This is a genomic window from Enterococcus sp. DIV0703 (assembly GCF_051711065.1).
In the GTDB taxonomy this organism is placed as follows: domain Bacteria; phylum Bacillota; class Bacilli; order Lactobacillales; family Enterococcaceae; genus Enterococcus_B; species Enterococcus_B hirae.
Genome location: NZ_JBIOLX010000001.1, coordinates 1,258,838 through 1,278,893, shown reverse-complemented (window position 1 = coordinate 1,278,893; position 20,056 = coordinate 1,258,838). Strand labels below are relative to the sequence as shown.

The following is a 20,056-nucleotide window of genomic DNA, read 5'->3' as shown; positions in this document are numbered from 1 at the left end:
ACATGTAGCCTGCAAATTCAAATCAATATCAACATGAAAATTAGAAGCTTTTTGATCAATTTATGAGACAATGTGAAAGAACAAAAAAGCTGAGATAGCATGAGGTACATTCTGACCCAGATTTAATTTTGCGCAACTTATCAGTTCTTATTGACCAAAAACCTTTTTTTAACAGATATTAAAACTAATCAAAAAAAAACGAAAATCAGAATAACTGATTTTCGTTTTTTCAGCTTGTTCATACGAATACTTTGACCGCACGCTCAAGTTAATTTTTGAACTGTTACACTCTTACTTGAATGTTGCTAAATTGAACACTATCTGATCGTTAGGTGATAATTTAATATCATTTGCTCCTTTTTCCGCCATTTTGCCGTTGATTGTGAACGTCCAATATAATCCTTTATCTTTGTCTTGTGCATGCCCATCAATTGCCGTCACAAAACCATTGTCTTCTTTCACTGAAAACTGTTTTTTTAGTAATTCCAACAAGGTCTGATTTGGTTGGTAAGTAACGTTTTTTGCCGATAGTTCTTTTCCCTCTTCTTGCAAAGTGATGGTCACTTTTTTTGTAGTGGCTTGTGATTGAGCGCTTGATTGTTCTGTCGTGGTAGGTGATTGACAACCAGTCATAACGATCATACTTGATAAAGCAGCTAATAATACTATGAATTTCTTCAAAAAAAACACTCCTATTTATTAATTTGTAAAAAGAATTAACTTAAGTTATCACTTTAAACATTATAGATATGATTCTTAGACAGTTAGATTTTAATTCAAACAGTAAGGTCTGATAATAATTAATGGAATACTTTCCCAGCTCGCTCATAGAATGGTTCTTTAATATGATAAACCACATTGACATAACGTGCCAAGACAAAAAAGAGATCCGATAACCGATTAATCAGTTTATAGCTCATTTGATTCGTTTCTGTTTCTTCCAAAATCAATTCAGTGATTTCACGTTCCGCTCTTCGGGTCACTGTTCGGGCAAGATGGAAATGCCCTGCTACTGGATGTCCACCAGGTAAGATAAATTTGTCGATCACCGGTAGTTTTTCTTGATAAAAATCAATCATTTCTTCCATTTTCTCCAAATCTTTTTTAGTCACGATCCGTTCTTTGACTTCCGTTGGTGTGGCAAAATCTGTTCCGATATCAAATAGTAATCGTTGAAGTTGGATTAATTGTTCGATCAAAAGCGCAAATTTATCAGGATCTAATTCTGCAACGATCGTTCCTACCCAAGAATTGATTTCATCCACACTTCCATAAGCTCTAACACGAGAAGCTGACTTAGCTAGCCGTTGCCCTCCGATAATACTAGTCATCCCAGCATCACCACTTTTAGTATAGATTTTCATGGTACCATGCTCCTTTTTAACCTTATAATCCACACTTTAGTTGTACTTTACAATGGGTGCAAGTACTGCAACCTCCGATTTCTTCAATTGTACCTTCATGACAAATCGGACAGCGCTCTTCACTCGTTGCTGAGTCGTTTGAAGCTTCTGTTAGCAAAACATCTGGGTGTACCTCTGATGTTACTAGCTCATCGGTAAAACTATTTTCTTCCGCTGATAAAGTCAGGACTTGTGAATCTCGGCTACCGTCAACATATACCGTACCGCCTTTTGCCCCACCTTGATAAAGTCGTTCGTAAATATCAGCTACTTCTTTAACACGATATCCCTTAGGTGCGTTGACTGTTTTGGAAATGGAGCTATCAACCCATCGTTGGATCGTACATTGGACATCCACGTGAGCTTCTGGTGAAAGCTCCATTGCTGAGACAAAGTATTCCGGTAACTCTGAGGCATCTGCCTCTGGATGTTTCGCTAGATATTCGTCAACGATTTCAGCGTGTACTTCAATGAATTTTCCTAAGCGACCGCTTCTAAAGTAGGAAAAAGAGAAATAAGGTTCCAATCCCGTGGAAACACCAGTCATCGTACCTGTCGAGCCAGTTGGTGCAACGGTTAATAAGTGTGAATTACGGATTCCATAAGTTAAGACACCTTGTCTAATATGTTCTGGCATCTTTTTCATATACCCAGAATGGATAAAACGCTCACGTAATTGACGTGTTTCTTCTTCGTTCTTACCAACTAAATAAGGAAAACTTCCTTTTTCTTTTGCCAATTCGATCGACGTTTGATAAGCTGTAACGGCAATCGTTTCAAACAATTGATCGACTAACGCATTTCCTTCTTTAGAGCCATACGTTTTGCCGCAATAGATCAATAAGTCGGCTAAGCCCATCACCCCTAAACCAATACGACGTTCCCCTTTTGCTTGTTGCTCATTCTTGTCAAAAAAATAAGGGGTCGCATCAATAACATTATCTTGGAAACGTACACTGGTTCTAACCACTTCTGCAACTTTTTGAAAATCGATTTCTTGGTGCTCATCTACCATATTCGCTAAATTGATAGCCGCAAGATTACATACCGCATACGGTGTCAATGGCTGTTCTCCACAAGGATTTGTTGCAACGACTTTTTGACCATAGGCAGCAGCATTAGTCATCTCATTGGCGTTATCAATAAAAAAGATCCCTGGTTCCGCAGAATAAGTAGCACAGTAAGTGATCAATTCCCAAAGCTCTCTGGCTCGAATTGTTTGATGAACTTTCACTTTACGTCCTGTCGCTTCCCACTCACGAACATCACCGATTTCAGCCCAATGTTGATCATAATCAGCCATTTCTACTTCTGTATACTCGTCAATAGCAGGAAAACGCAAATCATAGGTCTTATCTTGTGCGACAGCTGCCATGAATTCCTTTGTCAGACAGATTGAAATATTCGCCCCTGTTAAGAAGTCAGGATCTTTGACACTATAACTTCCACCCATTTTTAATTTTTGCTTAGCCTCTTTGATGAAAGTATGTTCTGCAAATTGCAAAAGCCCCTCTTCCTTAAGCAAGACTTCAAATAGCTCCCTTTCTTCTTGAGTTAAAGGAGAAAAAGCTAGTTTCTCACTTGCTAACTGTTTGATTAGCGGGTTTTTACTTGTAGTTATCAACTGTTGCAAGATCAATGGATTCTGGATTTTTGAAATAATAAATTCAAAAATATCTGGGTGCCAATCATTGAGCATGATCATTTGCGCCCCTCTGCGACTTCCTCCTTGCTCGACTAAATGGGTGAGATTAGCTAAATCATTGAGCCAAGAAACAGCACCAGAAGATTTTCCATTTACGCCATGTACGACAGCTGATTTTGGTCTCAAGGTTGAGCCATTCGTTCCTACTCCACCACCACGACTCATGATTTCCATGACTTCTTCTCGGTGTTTTGCTAAACCAGAGCGAGAATCTTGAATAAATGGCATGACAAAACAATTAAAGTATGTGACTTCTGATTGCGTACCAGCGCCATACAACACCCTTCCGGCAGGAATCAAATTTTGTTCAGTCAATTGTTTGTAAAAATCTTCAAAAAATTCTGCTTTTCTATCGCCCTCGACTTGACTAATTCCGGAAGCAACTCGAGCAGCAATTTGTTCATAATACAGCTCTAAAGGTTTTTCAACTTCACTTTTGTTTCTTTTAACGAATCCACGAGCTATTTCTTCAGGATCAGTCAAAGAGGAGCGAAATTCCTCTTCCACTTCGATCGTTAAATCGTCTCCAGAGTGCTGAATGATCGTTCCAATTCCACGAGCCGGGTATTGTGGATCCGCATGTACCGTCAAGACGACTAGATCACCTATGGTTAACGTCTGATTATGTGGATCTTTGTAAGTATATCGATCCAACATGATCAAGCGTGAAATCCCTTCAAATGTCAGTTTCATTTGTGGATCAATAGGTTTGACCTCTGGATAATTCCGTATATCCTGATTAAGTTTTTCTATATATTTTTTTGAATAAATTCCCATTCCATCGCCACCTTATCATAAAAAACACTATATATAGTGTCTGTTAATTATTATCACACTACATCATGTGTTTTTCAATCTTGTAATAAAAAAAATTTATGATATAATGAGAACTATTATCAGTGAAGGAGCAGCCTCAAAAGATGAACACATTTAAACAAAAACCTTACTTTACGATTCACAAATTTGCTTATTTGTCATTATTAATTGCTGCCTGTGTCGTAGGCAGACTTTTTTTTGCTTGGTTACCAAATATTCAACCTATGACAGCAATTTTTTTACTACTTGCGGCATTTGGTTCTTTAACAGATGCTTTAATCGTCTCCATATTGAGCTTATTCATCACTAATCTATATTTAGGATTAGGGACTTGGACAATCAGTCAAATGCTCGCCTTCAGCGGGATTGTTTTGTTTTTCCATTGGATGAATCAGTTACCTATAGTCGCTAAGCATGTGACTATTCAAGCAATTTTGAGCTTTATTTGTGGGTTAATTTACGGTTTGATTGTTTCACGAATTGAAACTTTCATCTATCAACTCCCCTCTTTTTGGGCTTACTATTTTCAAGGACTTCCTTTTGATCTCGCCCATGGTATAGGTAATTTCTTTTTTTATTTGATTCTCTTTCCCGTATTTCAACGAATACTATTTCCGCTATACAGTAAGACGCTTGATGACAGATATAAAAAATAAATGACGTGAGAATCCTTATTTTATCAGCCCTCTGATTATTTTTGTCTAATTTTTTTAGGGTATAGAATCAGAAGTGATTCTTCTGTCCCAGTTTTCATTTAGCCACAAAAAGTGGGATATTAATCAAATTTTTTCTGATTAATATCCCACACTCATTTATTATGTAATCATTTTTAGAGTTTATTGATTGTTATCTATGTAACGGGTTATGCTGTAGGTCTTGAGATACAGATGCTCTTTCTGGGGATGAGTTTTCTTCTTTAGATACTCTATTTAATTTTTCTTTAAGATCTTCTCCTCTACCTTTGTTCACTGGAACTTCAGAACTATTTCTAACATTATTCTCTCCCTCATACTTCCCCATTTCTTCTTCTACTCTCTGTCGGCTTATGTATGGACTTTTTGTCAACTCACTTTTAAGATACCTCAATACACTACTTCGAGTAATATCTCTATTATTCACAACTATTTTTATCGCTCGCTCAACCGCTTTATCCTCTTTTTTTCTATATTTACCCTTAAACTTCTTCAATTCTTCTTCTGCTCTCTCTTTACTTATGAATGGATTATGCTCAAATCCATATGTGAGATACTTAAATATTTGGGAATGATCTTGAGTTCTGCCTGCATCCTTCATAACTGTTTTTATCTCTTGTTTAACCGCTTTATTCTCTTTTTTCCTAACTTTACTCTCAAACTTCTTCAATTCTTTTGCTCTCTTTTTACTTATGAATGGACTATTCTCTTTTTCTTTAGTTGTACTCGGATTTAATTCAGTTGGTTCCTGTTGAATAGTTTTTGTCTTTTCCTGTTCCTTGTTTGGCATATTATCTTCTCCTTTAAAATTTTATATACTGCTTCATCAATTTATCAGAAAAAAAGAATACATAAAAAACTTTTATTTCCGAGAAAAGAAATTTTTGTAATTTAATACCATTTAATTGATTAAAATTCTAGGTTACTACTTTTAGTTTCTGAGAGTACAAGGTCAAGTATAGTATTTTCAAAGAATTATGCATCAAAAAATTGTATTTGAGTAGTCCTATACATAACAGTTCCTTTCATAATATTTCATTGATTCTTTAATCCTATTTTTGATTTAGCTATAAAAATCGGGTCGTTCATCCAATTTTTTCTGATTAACGACCCGAGCTCATATACTATGTAATTTGGGCTCTATATTTTTTGATGTTGGTGAAATTTACCAACATCTTTTTCATGATGTAAAAACATAGAAAAGACACCCTGAAATCCTTTAGAATTAATTTGACGAACCAATTCATAGGATAATTCAAGATGTCTTGTACTCAGCTTATCAAAGATCCCCTAAATATTCTAGACCTAACTATCTATTTTGAGGTAAATTGTTAAACCAAAGAAAGATATAAAGAGAAATTTTGCTTGATTTACAAAGGTACTCTTCAATACACGCCCGAAGAGTGTCCACATTATTCAACATATAGGAAGAACTTTTTTAAACCACCGAGTGAAGGATACCAATGCACGACTTAAAAGTACTTCTCAATACCAACGTGGGCTTGGTAGAAAAATGAAACGTTATTGGAAACTCCTACAAAAAGAAGAAGCAAAGTTGAACTATGAAAAACGGGTTTGGTGTTCCAGTTTCAAAGATTACTTAACTGAAAGTGAGATTGTCGACCGATTGTTAGCTACTTGTGCCGATCTACGACAAGGCTATCAGTTATACCAAGATGTTCTTTATGAGTAAAGAAAAGAGATCATTCACTATTTGAGGACTGTTTATCCAGAGAAGTCAGCCAGTTACCTGAAACTTATGCGATAACTTTGCGAACATTTAGAAAGTTTCTGCCACAGATCCAAAATGTCCTCCGCTACAGTTATTCAAACGGACCACTAGAATGTTTAAACAACCATATTAAAGTATTAAAACACAATACTTATTGTTTTCGAAATTTTTATAATTTCAAACGACGGATCACAATTCGACACGATAAAACTATTTTAACCAAATAAAAAGAACTGAACTGGGACAATAGTCAAAAAAAAAATCTGATTATTGCCCCATTTTTTTGATTTTAAGGTACACAAAAAGCACGCAACCTTGTGAGATTAAAGTAACCCAACCCAATCAAAAAGGAGCATGCTTTTATGTTTAAAAATTATACCATCAATCAAACAACTTTACCACTAGATGTAGAACAATAATATATTCCAGAAACGGATGTTGCCTTTAAATAATAATTGGTGCTATTTCAAAGCAGAATGCAGGAAAAAGCTTTTAGAGGAGAAAACCGGTTCAATTTATCGGAAACGAAAAATTGATGTCGAACCAGTATTCGAGCATCTAAAGGCTCACTTGGCCGTTTTCACTTACATGGGAAACAAGGAGCAACGATTGATATTGGCTTGGCACTCATGGCACTTAATTTGAGAAAATTGGGGAAATATATGAAGGAAAAAGTGTCTAAAATAAGAAAAATCAGCCTGATTTTCTTTTTGAAAAGTATTATTGTCCCAATCTCGTCCAAATTATTCTAAGATTTCTCTTTACCAACATCATTTGACAAAGAGCCAGCAATTATTGTTCATCGACTAAATCCATCTGACTTTTTAGGTAAATGATCATTTTGTTGTACATTTTGGTTTGGTAGAGTTTTTGGTTTTAAATCTGAATTATTTAGTCTTCCACTCAATGAAACTTGATTTGTTGAGTTTAGGTTTGTTTTAGCTGGTTCTTGTGAAGTTCCGTGCGCCCTGTTCAGCAACGCTGTTTTTTCTTTCATTATTTTTATAAGGTTATTTTTATCTTCTTTAGTAATCAAAATCTCCTCAACTAAATTGCGTTGAGAGACTTTATCAAGGCTACTGTTAACAATAAATTCGGCCATCATAAATAGCATTTCTGGGTCTACCTTTTTGTTCGCTTTAAGTCCCAATGCTGTGTCCATTGCCTCACATAACAATATCATGTTTTCATTCTGTACTTGATCTATAGTCTTCCCATTTATTTTAGTGTCTGTCTTATTTTCTTGTAATTTTTTGGGTTGCTGTTTCAGGCTTTCGCTGATCATATCTCGAAGTGTTTTTTCATCTTCTCTTCTCATGCCAAGAGCTTCAGGAACTTTTTTCATATAATTTTGATCAAGTACACTATTCTCAATGGTAATGGCTATTTCATGTAAAACCTTTGGAGCTGTAAATTGACTCTTTGAAAGTTGATAATCGCTTTTTATTATTTTAATCAGCAGGGATACTGCCTTATCATTTATTGCATTACTTTGGAATATATTCCGAAGTTTGTCTCTATCTGCTTTTGACATAGGAAGCGTACTTATAAGCTCTTGCTTCTGGTCTATATTAAGGTCTAAATTCACCACTTCATTTGCTATTGTATGTAGTTTTTCTGGAGCTGTTGGTTGATTCTTTGAAAGTTGATAATGTCTTTTTGCTGATTCAGCCAACATGGATACTAGCTTATCCTGTGCCGTAGCATTTATTGAATTACTTTGAACAGATACTTTTGGTTTTGGTGGAATCGGTGGTGGAGTCTTTTGTTGTACATTTTGGTTTAGTAGAGTTTCTGGTTTTAAATCTGAATTATTTAGTCTTTCACTCAATGAAACTTGATTTGTTGAGTTTAGGTTTGTTTTAGCTGGTTCTTGTGAAGTTCCGTGTGCCCTGTTCAGCAACGCTGTTTTTTCTTTCATTATTTTGATAAGGTCCTTTTTATCTTCTTTAGTAATAAAAATCACATCAACTACATTGCGTTGAGAGACTTTATCAAGGCTACTGTTAACAATAAATTCGGCCATCATAGATAGCATTTCTGGGTCTACCTTTTTGTTCGCTTTAAGTCCCAATGCTGTGTCCATTGCCTCACATAACAATATCATGTTTTCAGTCTGTACTTGATCTATAGTCTTCCCATTTATTTTAGTGTCTGTCTTATTTTCTTGTAATTTATTGGGTTGCTGTTTCAGGCTTTCGCTGATCATATCTCGAAGTGTTTTTTCATCTTCTCTTCTCATGCCAAGAGCTTCAGGAACTTTTTTCATATAATTTTGATCAAGTACACTATTCTCAATGGTAACGGCTATTTCATGTAAAACCTTTGGAGCTGTAAATTGACTCTTTGAAAGTTGATAATCGTTTTTTATTGTTTTAATCATCAGGGATACTGCCTTATCATTTATTGCATTACTTTGGAATATATTCCGAAGTTTGTCTCTATCTGCTTTTGACATAGGAAGCGTACTTATAAGCTCTTGTTTCTGGTCTATATTAAGGTCTAAATTCACCACTTCATTTGCTATTGTATGTAGTTTTTCTGGAGCTGTCGGTTGATTCTTTGAAAGTTGATAATGTCTTTTTGTTGATTCAGCCAACATGGATACTAGCTTATCCTGTGCCGTAGCATTTATTGAATTACTTTGAACAGATACTTTTGGTTTTGGTGGAATCGGTGGTGGAGTCTTTTGTTGTACATTTTGATTTAGTAGAGTTTTTGGTTTTAAATCTGAATTATTTAGTCTTTCACTTAATGAAACTTGATCTGTTGCTTTTACCTTAAAATATTCTTTTTCATCATAGTTATATTCACTCTTAAACTTCTCAATTTCTTTTTCTCGCCTCTCTCGGCTTATTATTGGTCTATCCTCCAACTCATCTATGAATAGCTCCAATATGGTTGGGTTAAGTTTAGTAAAGTGTCTATCCTTCATAAAACGTGCTATCGCTTGCTTAACCGCTTCATTTTCTTTTCTTTCTTCAATTAATTTTTCCACTCTTGACGTTTGATTTCCTATAAGTTCCTTAGCGTCCTGTTCAGCGATTATTTTTAGATCATGAATAAATGCTATACACGTATCAGGAGTCAAGGGATTAAACTTAAATTTATTAAGGTCTCCAATTAGTGCATCTTTTGTTTCCTTCGGCAAACGTGTATCTGAGTGAATCTTATGCCTTGTCTTAAGGTAGTCAATATAAAAATTTTTATTTTGGCTAGTTACTTCTATTGTATTTTGGGTCTCTATTCGGTTGTTTGGTTGTATGAGTTTGCTCTCATCTGGATGAAGTGGAAGTCGTTGGATGACCCCTTCTGCTACATCATCTTTAAGTTCAGAAAGAAATTCACCTATTGCTGCTAATGTTTCCGAACTAACAGGTTCACCCTCCTCAAGTTTACACTCTTCGATTAGTTGAAAAGCTATAGTAGCATGATTATAGAAAGTATTTCGAGGTCGTTTGCTTTCATTATTTGCAATTTTTTGATTTGTTTCTTTTTTCTGTTCCATGTTTGGCATGTTATTCTCTCCTTTAAAATTTTATGTACTGCTTCATCAATTTATCAGAAAAAAGAATACATAAGAAAACTTTTATTTCCAAGAAAAGAAAATTATGCAATTTAATACCATTTAATTGATTAAAATTCTAGGTTATTACTTTTAATTTCTGAGAATACAAGGTCAAGAATAGTATTTTCAAAGAATTATGCATCATGAAATTATATTTTAGTATTCCTATACATAACAATTCCTTTCATAATATTTCATTGATTTTTTAATCCCAGTTTTAATTTAGCCATAAAAAGTGGGATATTAATCAGATCAATATCCCACACTCATTTATTATGTAATTATTTTTAGAGTTTATTGATCACTATCTTTGAAATTGATCCTTTTTGTTTAGATATGCCTGTGACTTTGGTAGTACAGATGTTTTTAATTGCTCAATTCTTTTTTTCGTAAGACTTCTTTGTTCTGAGCTTCCTTTTTCAAAAAATTCTCTTACACTCATCTTGAAATATTCTTGTCTTTCATTTGGTTTACTTGGAGACTTATATTCATTTTTTAATTTCTCAATTTCTATTTTTTGCCTCTTTTTACTTATGTATTCAGATTTTTTCAACTCGTCTTGAAATTTCACCATTAGTGTTGGAGGAATTTCAGTATAGTGTCTGTTCATCTTAAATCTTTCTTTCACTTGATCAACCGCCATATCTTCTCTAGCCTTTTTTATTGATTTTTCTATCTTGGGCGTTTGCTTCTTTAAGAGTGTCTGAACATCTCTTCTAGCGATCACATCTAAATCATAAATAAAGGAAGTAAACCTATTAAGGTCCAAAGAATCGAAATAGAATTTATCAAGGTCTTGAATTAGTGCATGTTTTGTTTCTTTCGACAAAACTGCTTCTTTGCTTAAATCATACCTTTGATTAAGGTAGTTAATATAAAAGGTTTTATTTTTATCATCCACTACTATTCTATCATCACTATTCATTTGGATGTTCCTTTGTCGTAACAGTTTTTTCTCTTCTGGAAGAAGCGGAAGATAAAAGATAATCCCTTCTGCAGAATCTCTCTTATAGTTAGAAAGAATTTTACCTAAAGTTGCTAACTTTTCCGAACTATTAGCTTCTCCCCTCACAAGCTTATGATCCTTGATTAGTTGAAGAGCAATAGCATATTGACTTCCTGTCCGTATTACTGCTATTTTTTGTTTATCATTTGGCATGTTATTCTCTCCTTTAAAAGTTATATACTACCTTGTTAAACTATCAGAAAAAAGGAGTATCTAAGTAACTTTTATTTCTGCAGAAAGAATTTTTTGGCATCTGATATCACTAAACATGTTGTTTTTCAAGTTACTATCCGATAACCATTCTGTCAAAAAGCAGTCATCACCCACTTATAGAGAATGGATGATGACTGCCTATACTAGATTAAAATTGAAGATTCTTAATTTAGCCACTTCTGTTTGTCACAAATCGTTGATTGAATGATCTATCGACCACTAGAACGTCGTACTTCTACTTCACGCGAGCTCCCCTTTTTTGCCTGAGCAGTCGTTGGGAACAGCTGGTTTTCTAACCGACCAATTTGTTCATTCATTTTTGACATTTTCCTAAATTAACGAACCCTTACACAAAAAATGTACTATATTTCTAGAAAATCTTACAGAAACTTCTTTCTTTTTACCATTTCCTGTTTGTCGCAAGCAATGGATCATTCGTATACAATTAGTCAATTACATTCGATAATAGACAATGATTGCTAGTCCGATACCTGATAAAATCAGTCCCCAAAATAGTTGTCCGAACATACTGGTATCTCCCAATAGCCAACGAACGAAAAATAATTTTCTTCCAAAACAAAAAATTAACACACCTATGATAAAAATAATACATCCCGTAGAAAATATCGGGTTTGCTTGAAAAGCATTTATAATCTCTTCCATCTAACAACATCTCTTTCTCTATCCATTATAGTTACCACAAACTCTGTTAGGCATCCTCTCATTTCAATACGTTTACCTAACGACACTTAGTATACTTCCTACTGTCAAGACAGTCCATATTTTTAAATGACCTGAACGAACAAAACTGTAAGCTATGTTTTTAAGCTGATCTTTGTCTACGACTACTTTCTCTCACAATATCGTTGAAGAGAAAAACGATCTAAGTTTTACATTGACGAATCAAATAAAAATACTCGCTGAACAATTTTCATTGAACAACGAGCATGCTAAGTTTTTGACTAATAGCTGTACTTTCTTTTTTCTAAATAGGAAGAAAGTAAGGATAAAGCATAGCAGACAGCAAAATACATCAATGTCATTGCCACAAACATTGGCAATACATAATTGGTATTTTGGCCGTAAACAATTCGTGCTTGGTGAGTCAATTCAGGTAAGGAAATGATCACTGCTAATGATGTATCCTTGATCAATGAAATCAGCTGACTCACGATTGCTGGGATCATTGATTTAAATGCTTGGGGTAAAACGACGATTCTCATCGTTTCTACATAAGACAATCCTGTGGAAAGACCAGCCTCCATTTGTCCTTTAGGAACGGCATTCAACCCTGCTCGAAAAATTTCTGATAACATAGCCGATTCAAAAATCGTCAATGCTGCTACGGCTGACCAAAAAATATTCATTTGGATACCGATTTGTGGTAAGGCAAAATACGTAAAGAAAATGATCAATAGCAATGGAAGATTTCTGATAATATCAATTAGTATTCCTAGTATTTTTGAAAAATAAGGTATATTAGCAAAACGAACCACACCACAAATCCCGCCAATCAAAAAACTAAAGATGATTGAAAATAATGAAACCTCCACAGTCACTTTTAATCCTTCTAATAAGAAGCGGATATTCATCCATGAAAAAGCACCACTAAAATCCATTTTGTTCTCCCCTTCCTATGAACGAACTGCCCATTTTTTCTCTAAATATGTCATCAAGTAAGACAAAGGTAATGTAATTACTAAGTAAAAAAGACCCACGATGATATAGGTATCAAAAGTGTTGAAAGTTTCACTGGCAATTAAGTCCCCTTGGTACATTAAATCTAACCCAGCAACGATAGCTAAAATCGATGAATTTTTGACTAGATTAATGAATTGGTTTCCTAATGGTGGTACGACAATCTTGAAAGCCTGCGGCAAAATAATAAACCGCATCGTTTGCGCATAGGTCAAACCAGCTGATAAACCCGCTTCTGTTTGCCCTTTTGGCACTGTTTGAATCCCTGAACGAACGGTTTCTGCAATAAATGCCGAAGTATAGATCGTCAAACCGATCGTCCCTGCTTGAAAGCCGTCAAAACTAATCCAATAGATCGGAAGGACGACATAAAAGAACATCACAATAATCAACAACGGGATATTTCGAAAAAATTCCACGTACGCTTTAGCTAGTCCACTGATCACTTTGTTCGTTGACAATTGAAAAATTGCCATCAGTGTTCCAATAATCAAACTAAATAATAAAGCTAACACACTTGAATAGATAGTGATTTTAAACCCTTCTAAGAAGGTTGATCCATATGTTTGCAGCAACTCAGCCATTCTTTCCCCTCCTTAATTCACTTTTCCTTGGGTGGTATCTGGGAACCATTTTTGGTAAATCTGATCATATATGCCGTTAGCAATGAGTTCTTTTAACGCTTGATTTACGGCATCCAAAAATTCTGTTTGTCCTTTATTGATCGCAATTCCATAAGGTTCATTGGTAAACGTCCCACCTGCTAAAGTATAGTCAGGGTTCTCGTCAGCCATTCCCAACAAAATGGCATTATCGGTCGTCATAGCATCTCCTTGTCCTGATTGTAAAGCAGTAAACGCTTCGGCATAGTTTTCTAGTTCAAGAATTTTTGCGTCTGGAGCATGTTCTCGGATATTTACTGCAGAAGTTGATCCTTTGACTGCGAGCACAGTTGTTTCAGCATTTAAGTCATCTACGCTTTTAATCGGGCTTCCTTTTTTGACTAATAAAGATTGTCCGGCATCAAAATAAACATCAGAAAAATCAACTTGCTTTTTTCGTTCATCTGTAATGGTCATTGTCGCAATAATCGCATCAATATTTCCATTTTTTAATAGAGGAATCCGTGTTTTAGAGGTAACTTCCACAAATTCTGCTTTCCCATCTTTTCCAAGAATCTCTTGCGTAATCGCTTTAGCGATATCGATATCAAATCCTTGAACCGTACTACTTTTGATATCCATCATCCCAAATAAGCGAGTATCGTATTTTACACCCCACGTTATGGTGTTGTTTTGCTTACTTCGTTCCAGAATATTTTCTTCAGCGACACTTTTTCCTTTGCAGCCTGCTAATATCAAAAAGACCAGACCCAAAAGGAAAAGCAAACGAATCATTGTTTTCTTACGCATTTTATTCCTCCTATCAATGATTGATTACTTTACTAATAAATTGTTGTGCCCGAGGTTCTTTAGGGTTCTCAAAGAAGTCTTTTACATTGCGGCTATCTTCTAATACTTGGCCATCCGCCATGAAAATAACCCGATCTGCTACTTCTTTTGCAAATCCCATTTCATGGGTCACGACGATCATTGACATCCCATCACGAGCTAATTTTTTCATCACATCAAGTACATCCCCGATCATTTCCGGATCTAAAGCAGATGTAGGCTCGTCAAATAACAGCATTTCCGGATTCATCGCCAAACCTCTGGCAATTGCCACACGCTGTTGTTGTCCTCCAGATAACATAGATGGATAAGAATCTTTTTTGTCGAGCATGTTGACTTTTTCTAAGAATTTTTCCGCGTTTTTCACTGCACTTGCTTGATCTTGCTTTAATACTTTAATCGGTGCAAGTGTAATGTTTTCTAAAACGGTTTTATTAGGATATAGATTAAAATGCTGAAAAACCATTCCAACATTTTTTCTGACTTCGGTCAATTTTGTTTTTTTGTCCTGAAGGTCGATATCATTGATTAACAATCTTCCAGAAGAGATCGTTTCTAATCCATTGATACATCGTAACATTGTACTTTTACCTGAACCTGAAGGACCAATGACAACGACGACTTCCCCTTTCTCAAACTCGAGGTTTATGTTTTTCAAAGCATGGAATTTGCCGTAGTATTTTTCCACGTTATCAAATTTAATCATTGCCATATCATTACACTCCCATTATTATTTAGTAAGAAAACATTTAAAGATATATAATAGAACATATTATATCTGAAACTTACGTATTTTGTAAAGTTTCTTTGAAACTTTCTTTCGTTATTTTTCTCCTTTGCTTCTTACATCTGCTATTTTTCTGCATTTTGTTCGTCTTTTGATTTAGAACGGTTGTTTCTTCCTCCAAAAAACGGTAAGATATTAAGTGCTTAGTCTTACAAATCGTAAAGAGGTGTTTTTTTTGAAAAATATTATTCTAACAGGTGATCGCCCGACTGGCAAGTTACATTTAGGGCATTATGTAGGATCACTCAAAACACGGGTAGAAATGCAAAAAGATGAAAACAATCAACTTTTTATAATGATTGCAGATATGCAAGCTCTAACCGATAACGCTAAAAATCCTGAGAAGGTTTCTTCAAATGTACTTGAAGTTGCTTTAGACTATTTAGCTGTTGGATTAGATCCTACGAAATCAACGCTTTTTATCCAATCGCAAATACCAGAATTAGCTGAATTGACTATGTACTATTTAAACCTAGTCAGCGTCGGGCGTGTCCGTCGTAATCCTACAGTTAAAACAGAAATCGAACAGAAAAAATTTGGTGAAGGTGTCCCAACTGGATTCTTTATTTATCCTGTATCGCAAGCTGCTGATATCACAGCTTTCAAAGCGAATTTAGTTCCTGTTGGTGAAGATCAAAAACCAATGCTTGAACAAACGCAAGAAATAGTTCAAAGTTTCAACCACACGTATGGCGACGTCTTAGTGGAACCAAAAGGCGTTTTCCCACCAAAAGGAATGGGCCGTTTGCCTGGCATCGATGGGAATGGAAAAATGAGCAAGTCATTGGGTAATGGCATCTATATTTCTGATCCTGCTGATGTGGTCAAGAAAAAAGTAATGAGTATGTACACAGACCCAAATCACATCCACGTGGAAGATCCAGGTCAAGTCGAAGGCAATATGGTGTTCACTTATCTTGATGTGTTTGGAAAAGACAAAAACGCGATTGAAGAAATGAAATCTCATTATCGTCGTGGTGGTCTAGGTGATGTGAAAATCAAACGCTATTTGATTGATGTTTTGGAAGAAGAGTTTGCTCCAATTCGTGCTAGAAGAGAAGAATTAGCGAAAGATCCAGCCGCTGTGATGGCGATCCTAAGAGACGGTAGTGAAGCAGCCGCGAAAGTCGCTGCTCAAACTCTAGCAGAAGTCAAAACTGCAATGGGAATCAATTATTTTAACTGATTGGCTTGTTAATGAATAAAAAAGACGTCCTCATTCTTTGTGAGGGCGTCTTTTTTTACAGTTTAACGAATATTTGCACCAACTGTTTCACTTAGTGCTTTTTCGATCTTAGTCATTGATCGGTTAATTTCTTCATCTGTCATCGTTGCTTCAGGATTCTCGAATGTCAGACTGTAAGCCATTGACTTATGTCCTTCCTCGATATTTTTCCCTTGATACACATCAAACAATTGGATGTCTGTTAAGAACTTACCTGCAGCAGACTGGATAACCGTTACGATTTCTTGATTGGTTACTGTTTCTGCAACTAACATCGCAATGTCCCGAGAAACGGAAGGGAATTTTGTCACCGCATGGAAAGTCATCCCTTTTTGAGCAGCTTCGATCACTGAGCTCAAGTCAAATTCTGCAACATAGGTTTCTGGAACATCGTATTCTTTAGCTGTATTCGGATGAACCTGTCCAACAAATCCAATCACTGTTTCACCTAAATAGATTTCCGCTGTTCTTCCTGGATGCATGTCTTTCAAACTATCAGTCGCTTGATAAGAAATTTCTGTTGCTATTCCTAATTGTTCAAACAAGTTTTCTAAAAGACCTTTGATCGTATAGAAGTCAACTACTTCTGCTTGAGTTTGCCAACTTTTATCCTGCCAAGTACCTGTCAATGCAAGAGCAACATGTTTCACTTCCTGCGGCAAATGAGTCAATGGATCGTTTTCTTGATAGAAGACTCTTCCAACTTCATAAAAAGCGACATCACTATTTTTTCTAGCTACGTTATAGTTCACATTATCCAGTAACCCACTGATCAAGTTCATTCGTAAGACAGAACGGTCTTCGCTCATTGGCCAATCAAGACGTGTAACTAAGGAATCTTTGATTGTAAATTGACGAGATTTTTCTTCCGTTGTCAAAGCATAGCTGATGGCTTCATGTAAACCACTGTCTTCAAGTAATGTACGGATCTTGCGCGTTGTTGCTTGCTCTTGGGTCAAACTTCCTGCAACAGTCTCTCCACTTGGTAATGTGGAAGGCAAGCGATCATAACCATAGATACGAGCGACTTCTTCAATAATATCCGCTTCAATCTTGATATCCCAGCGACGAGGAGGAACAGTAACGGTGAACGTTTCCCCTTCACTTTGATAGCCAAAGCCAAGTGCTTCAAAAATCTCATTTACTTCCTTCACTGTTAAGTCAGTTCCTAGATAATGATTGATTCGTGAGAGGGTGATCGTTACTGTTACGTCTTCTACTTGATAAGTCGAACCAGCAACCGCACCTTGAAGAACCTCACCGCCTGCTAACGAAACGATCATTGCAGCAGCAACGTCACATGCTTCAGCAACTGTTGCTTGATTGATTCCTTTTTCAAAACGAGCAGAAGATTCACTTCTTAAATTGAATTGTTTCGCTGTTCGACGGATCGAAATCGGATCAAACAAAGCTGCTTCTAGAGCAACCGTAGTCGTTGTCTCAGTGATTTCAGAATCCAAGCCGCCCATCACACCAGCTAAAGCGACTGGTTGTTCTCCATTAGTGATCACGAGATTTTCGGGTGTTAACTCACGTGTTTCGCCATCTAACGTAACGATTTTTTCTGTTGCTTTTGCCTGACGGACGACGATTTCTTGTGATCCTAGCCGATCATAATCAAACGCATGTAATGGTTGTCCAAACAACAGTAAGATGTAGTTTGTGATATCTACTACGTTGTTGATTGGTCGAATCCCTTCATTCATCAAGATATTTTGTAACCATTGTGGACTAGATTGGATTTTTACGCCCTCAATGATTCGAATTTGATAAGCAGGCACAGCTTCTGGATCTTCGACTGTCACCTTGATTTTGTCTTTTGCCGGACGTGCTGCTTCTACTAATTCTTCCTCTGCAAAATGAGGTGTTTGACGATAAATCGCCCCCACTTCATATGCTACTCCTCGCATAGATAAAGCATCTGCGCGATTCGGTGTAATCGATAACTCGATAATTGAATCGTCCATGTCTAAATAAGAAAAGACGGGCTCTCCGTTGACTGCCTCTTGTGGAAGATAGTAGATTCCTTCAGCATATTCTTTGGGAACAACACTATCTGGATAGCCAATTTCTTGTAAGGCACAAATCATCCCATTAGAAACTTGACCACGCATTTTCCCTTTTTTGATTTTTACATTCCCTGCGATCCGTGAATTAGGTAAAGCAACGATGACTTTGATCCCTGCCTTCACGTTAGGTGCGCCACAAACGATCTGTGAAAGTTCTTCTTCACCGATATCCACTTGGCAAATCGATAAATGATCGGAATCAGGATGTGGTACGCATTCCTTGACTTCGCCGACTACGATTTTTTTTAAGCCTTCTTCAGGAACCGTGATTCCTTCCACTTCGATCCCAGTCACTGACATTTTATCAGATAGTTCTTTTGGCGTAACTGCTGACAAATCAAGATATTTATTTAACCATTTATAAGAAACTAACATGCTTTTTACTCCCCTTTGAACTGACTTAAGAAACGCAAGTCATTTTGATAGAAATTACGAATATCATTGACACCGTAACGTAGCATTGCTACTCGATCTGGGCCAAGGCCAAAAGCAAAACCAGAGTATTTTTCCGGATCGATACCTGACATTTTCAATACATTTGGATGAACCATCCCAGCTCCTAAGATTTCAATCCAACCGGTGTGCTTGCAGACATTACAGCCAGCGCCACCACATTTGAAACAGCTGACATCCACTTCAACAGAAGGTTCAGTAAATGGGAAATAACTAGGACGTAGTCGAATCTCACGTTCTTCACCAAACATCTTTTTCATTACGACTTCTAAAGTGCCTTTTAAGTCACCCATCGTAATATTTTCATCGATCACTAATCCTTCGATTTGATGGAATTGGTGACTATGAGTAGCATCATCTGTATCACGACGGAATACTTTCCCAGGTGAGATCATTCGAAGTGCACCTTTTGAAAAGTCATGTTTTTCCATCGTACGTGCTTGTACTGGTGAGGTATGCGTACGAATCAAGATCTCTTCTGAAATATAAAAAGTATCTTGCATATCACGAGCTGGGTGGTCTTTTGGTAAGTTCATTCGCTCAAAATTATAATGATCAGACTCCACCTCATACCCTTCAACAATTTGGTAGCCCATTCCGACAAAGATGTCTTCGATTTCTTCCATGATTTGTGTCAAGATGTGGCGGTTTCCTTGTTTGACTTGACGTCCTGGCAAGGTCACATCAATTGTTTCTTTGCTTAAAGCTGTTGCAAGTGCCGCCTCTTCTAACGCTTGCTTTTTACGTTCAATTTCTGCTGTCAACAGATCACGAATCTCATTGGCAAAACTACCAACTTTCGGACGTTCTTCAGGACTTAGATCCTTCATTCCCCGTAAAACTTCGGTGATTGGTCCTTTTTTTCCTAAAGTTTCTACACGAATTTGATTTAATTCTTTTAAATCGTGTGCTGTCGCTATTTTAACGATTGTGGCTTCTTTCAAGCTTTCTAATTGGGCTTGTAGAGACATTCCCTATTTCCTCCTTCAAATTCAAATACAAAAAAGACCTCATTCCTACAAAGGAACGAGGTCTTCGCGTTACCATCCTAATTTACGGTCAAAACCGTACACTTACTTTTTTAACGACATTTGCCGGTCTGAATAAATCAGACGAACTCAGAAAGTGAACTTCATTTTTCAAACTCAGGATCTGCTTACAGTCTATGACAGATCTCCCTGGACTGGTTTAGCCAAACTACTCTTTTTCGTCAACGTTCTTTAGCTATTCATCTAATG

Annotated in this window: 15 protein-coding genes, 2 pseudogenes and 1 other annotated feature; of the genes and pseudogenes, 4 read left to right on the top strand and 13 right to left on the bottom strand. The window is 36.3% G+C overall.

Annotation, left to right across the window (positions count from 1 at the left end; translation table 11 throughout):
* Positions 1–291: 291 nt before the first annotated feature.
* The 3 genes from IGK81_RS05820 to IGK81_RS05810 form a co-directional block, all read right to left on the bottom strand.
* Entirely contained in the window at positions 292–690 is a 399-nt protein-coding gene (locus IGK81_RS05820) for a DUF4430 domain-containing protein (protein WP_223603268.1), read from the bottom strand.
* Between the two features lie 110 nt (positions 691–800).
* Positions 801–1,364, bottom strand: a complete 564-nt coding sequence (locus IGK81_RS05815) for a cob(I)yrinic acid a,c-diamide adenosyltransferase (RefSeq protein WP_034699997.1) — start codon at positions 1,362–1,364, stop codon at positions 801–803.
* 22 nt (positions 1,365–1,386) lie between these two features.
* Positions 1,387–3,885 (bottom strand): vitamin B12-dependent ribonucleotide reductase, encoded by a 2,499-nt coding sequence (locus IGK81_RS05810; protein ID WP_034699995.1) that lies wholly within the window; start codon positions 3,883–3,885, stop codon positions 1,387–1,389.
* Positions 3,886–4,028: 143 nt separating this feature from the next.
* Between IGK81_RS05810 and IGK81_RS05805 the strand changes: the two genes are divergently transcribed.
* Complete coding sequence (locus IGK81_RS05805) at positions 4,029–4,580, top strand: DUF6580 family putative transport protein (RefSeq protein ID WP_010719291.1); 552 nt, start codon at positions 4,029–4,031, stop codon at positions 4,578–4,580.
* Positions 4,581–4,770: 190 nt separating this feature from the next.
* On the opposite strand, the gene IGK81_RS05800 is transcribed toward IGK81_RS05805, so the two are convergent.
* Entirely contained in the window at positions 4,771–5,406 is a 636-nt protein-coding gene (locus tag IGK81_RS05800; RefSeq protein WP_034699993.1) for a hypothetical protein, read from the bottom strand.
* 618 nt (positions 5,407–6,024) lie between these two features.
* Here IGK81_RS05800 and IGK81_RS05795 point away from each other — a divergent pair.
* Positions 6,025–6,575: pseudogene (locus IGK81_RS05795) on the top strand (transposase); the annotation flags it as partial.
* A 214-nt stretch (positions 6,576–6,789) separates the two neighbouring features.
* Positions 6,790–7,100 (top strand): annotated as a pseudogene (locus IGK81_RS05790) (transposase); the annotation flags it as partial.
* Between the two features lie 47 nt (positions 7,101–7,147).
* Here IGK81_RS05790 and IGK81_RS05785 read toward each other — a convergent pair.
* The 7 genes from IGK81_RS05785 to IGK81_RS05755 all read right to left on the bottom strand — a co-directional run bounded on the left by IGK81_RS05785 (position 7,148) and on the right by IGK81_RS05755 (position 14,996).
* Positions 7,148–9,865: a hypothetical protein gene (locus tag IGK81_RS05785; RefSeq protein ID WP_438757690.1), complete on the bottom strand. Its 2,718-nt coding sequence runs from the start codon at positions 9,863–9,865 to the stop codon at positions 7,148–7,150.
* A 355-nt stretch (positions 9,866–10,220) separates the two neighbouring features.
* Entirely contained in the window at positions 10,221–11,075 is an 855-nt protein-coding gene (locus IGK81_RS05780) for a hypothetical protein (protein ID WP_034699990.1), read from the bottom strand.
* Between the two features lie 513 nt (positions 11,076–11,588).
* On the bottom strand, positions 11,589–11,798 hold the full coding sequence (locus tag IGK81_RS05775; protein ID WP_010737487.1) for a hypothetical protein: 210 nt from the start codon (positions 11,796–11,798) through the stop codon (positions 11,589–11,591).
* Positions 11,799–12,097: 299 nt separating this feature from the next.
* Complete coding sequence (locus tag IGK81_RS05770; protein ID WP_010719297.1) at positions 12,098–12,754, bottom strand: amino acid ABC transporter permease; 657 nt, start codon at positions 12,752–12,754, stop codon at positions 12,098–12,100.
* A gap of 15 nt (positions 12,755–12,769) precedes the next feature.
* A complete protein-coding gene (locus tag IGK81_RS05765; protein ID WP_010719298.1) occupies positions 12,770–13,417 on the bottom strand; it encodes an amino acid ABC transporter permease in 648 nt (215 codons plus the stop codon).
* Positions 13,418–13,429: 12 nt separating this feature from the next.
* Entirely contained in the window at positions 13,430–14,245 is an 816-nt protein-coding gene (locus IGK81_RS05760; protein ID WP_034699986.1) for a transporter substrate-binding domain-containing protein, read from the bottom strand.
* Between the two features lie 13 nt (positions 14,246–14,258).
* Positions 14,259–14,996 carry an amino acid ABC transporter ATP-binding protein gene (locus IGK81_RS05755; protein ID WP_010719300.1) on the bottom strand — a complete coding sequence of 246 codons (738 nt, stop codon included), beginning with the start codon at positions 14,994–14,996 and terminating at the stop codon, positions 14,259–14,261.
* Positions 14,997–15,246: 250 nt separating this feature from the next.
* Between IGK81_RS05755 and trpS the strand changes: the two genes are divergently transcribed.
* Positions 15,247–16,257, top strand: a complete 1,011-nt coding sequence (trpS, locus tag IGK81_RS05750) for a tryptophan--tRNA ligase (RefSeq protein ID WP_034699984.1) — start codon at positions 15,247–15,249, stop codon at positions 16,255–16,257.
* Positions 16,258–16,319: 62 nt separating this feature from the next.
* Here the strand turns inward: trpS and pheT are convergent, their stop codons facing one another.
* Both pheT and pheS read right to left on the bottom strand, forming a co-directional pair.
* Positions 16,320–18,740: a phenylalanine--tRNA ligase subunit beta gene (pheT, locus tag IGK81_RS05745; protein WP_034699982.1), complete on the bottom strand. Its 2,421-nt coding sequence runs from the start codon at positions 18,738–18,740 to the stop codon at positions 16,320–16,322.
* A 5-nt stretch (positions 18,741–18,745) separates the two neighbouring features.
* Positions 18,746–19,789: a phenylalanine--tRNA ligase subunit alpha gene (gene pheS, locus IGK81_RS05740; RefSeq protein ID WP_034699979.1), complete on the bottom strand. Its 1,044-nt coding sequence runs from the start codon at positions 19,787–19,789 to the stop codon at positions 18,746–18,748.
* A gap of 48 nt (positions 19,790–19,837) precedes the next feature.
* Positions 19,838–20,041, bottom strand: a binding site (T-box leader).
* Positions 20,042–20,056 lie beyond the last annotated feature (15 nt).

Excerpts from the sequence above, each read along its gene's own strand:
- IGK81_RS05815 (WP_034699997.1), bottom strand. The coding sequence starts at position 1,364 with ATGAAAATCTATACTAAAAGTGGTGATGCTGGGATGACTAGTATTATC.
- IGK81_RS05810 (WP_034699995.1), bottom strand. The coding sequence starts at position 3,885 with ATGGGAATTTATTCAAAAAAATATATAGAAAAACTTAATCAGGATATA.
- IGK81_RS05805 (WP_010719291.1), top strand. The coding sequence starts at position 4,029 with ATGAACACATTTAAACAAAAACCTTACTTTACGATTCACAAATTTGCT.
- IGK81_RS05800 (WP_034699993.1), bottom strand. The coding sequence starts at position 5,406 with ATGCCAAACAAGGAACAGGAAAAGACAAAAACTATTCAACAGGAACCA.
- IGK81_RS05785 (WP_438757690.1), bottom strand. The coding sequence starts at position 9,865 with ATGCCAAACATGGAACAGAAAAAAGAAACAAATCAAAAAATTGCAAAT.
- IGK81_RS05780 (WP_034699990.1), bottom strand. The coding sequence starts at position 11,075 with ATGCCAAATGATAAACAAAAAATAGCAGTAATACGGACAGGAAGTCAA.
- IGK81_RS05775 (WP_010737487.1), bottom strand. The coding sequence starts at position 11,798 with ATGGAAGAGATTATAAATGCTTTTCAAGCAAACCCGATATTTTCTACG.
- IGK81_RS05770 (WP_010719297.1), bottom strand. The coding sequence starts at position 12,754 with ATGGATTTTAGTGGTGCTTTTTCATGGATGAATATCCGCTTCTTATTA.
- IGK81_RS05765 (WP_010719298.1), bottom strand. The coding sequence starts at position 13,417 with ATGGCTGAGTTGCTGCAAACATATGGATCAACCTTCTTAGAAGGGTTT.
- IGK81_RS05760 (WP_034699986.1), bottom strand. The coding sequence starts at position 14,245 with ATGCGTAAGAAAACAATGATTCGTTTGCTTTTCCTTTTGGGTCTGGTC.
- IGK81_RS05755 (WP_010719300.1), bottom strand. The coding sequence starts at position 14,996 with ATGGCAATGATTAAATTTGATAACGTGGAAAAATACTACGGCAAATTC.
- pheT (WP_034699982.1), bottom strand. The coding sequence starts at position 18,740 with ATGTTAGTTTCTTATAAATGGTTAAATAAATATCTTGATTTGTCAGCA.
- pheS (WP_034699979.1), bottom strand. The coding sequence starts at position 19,789 with ATGTCTCTACAAGCCCAATTAGAAAGCTTGAAAGAAGCCACAATCGTT.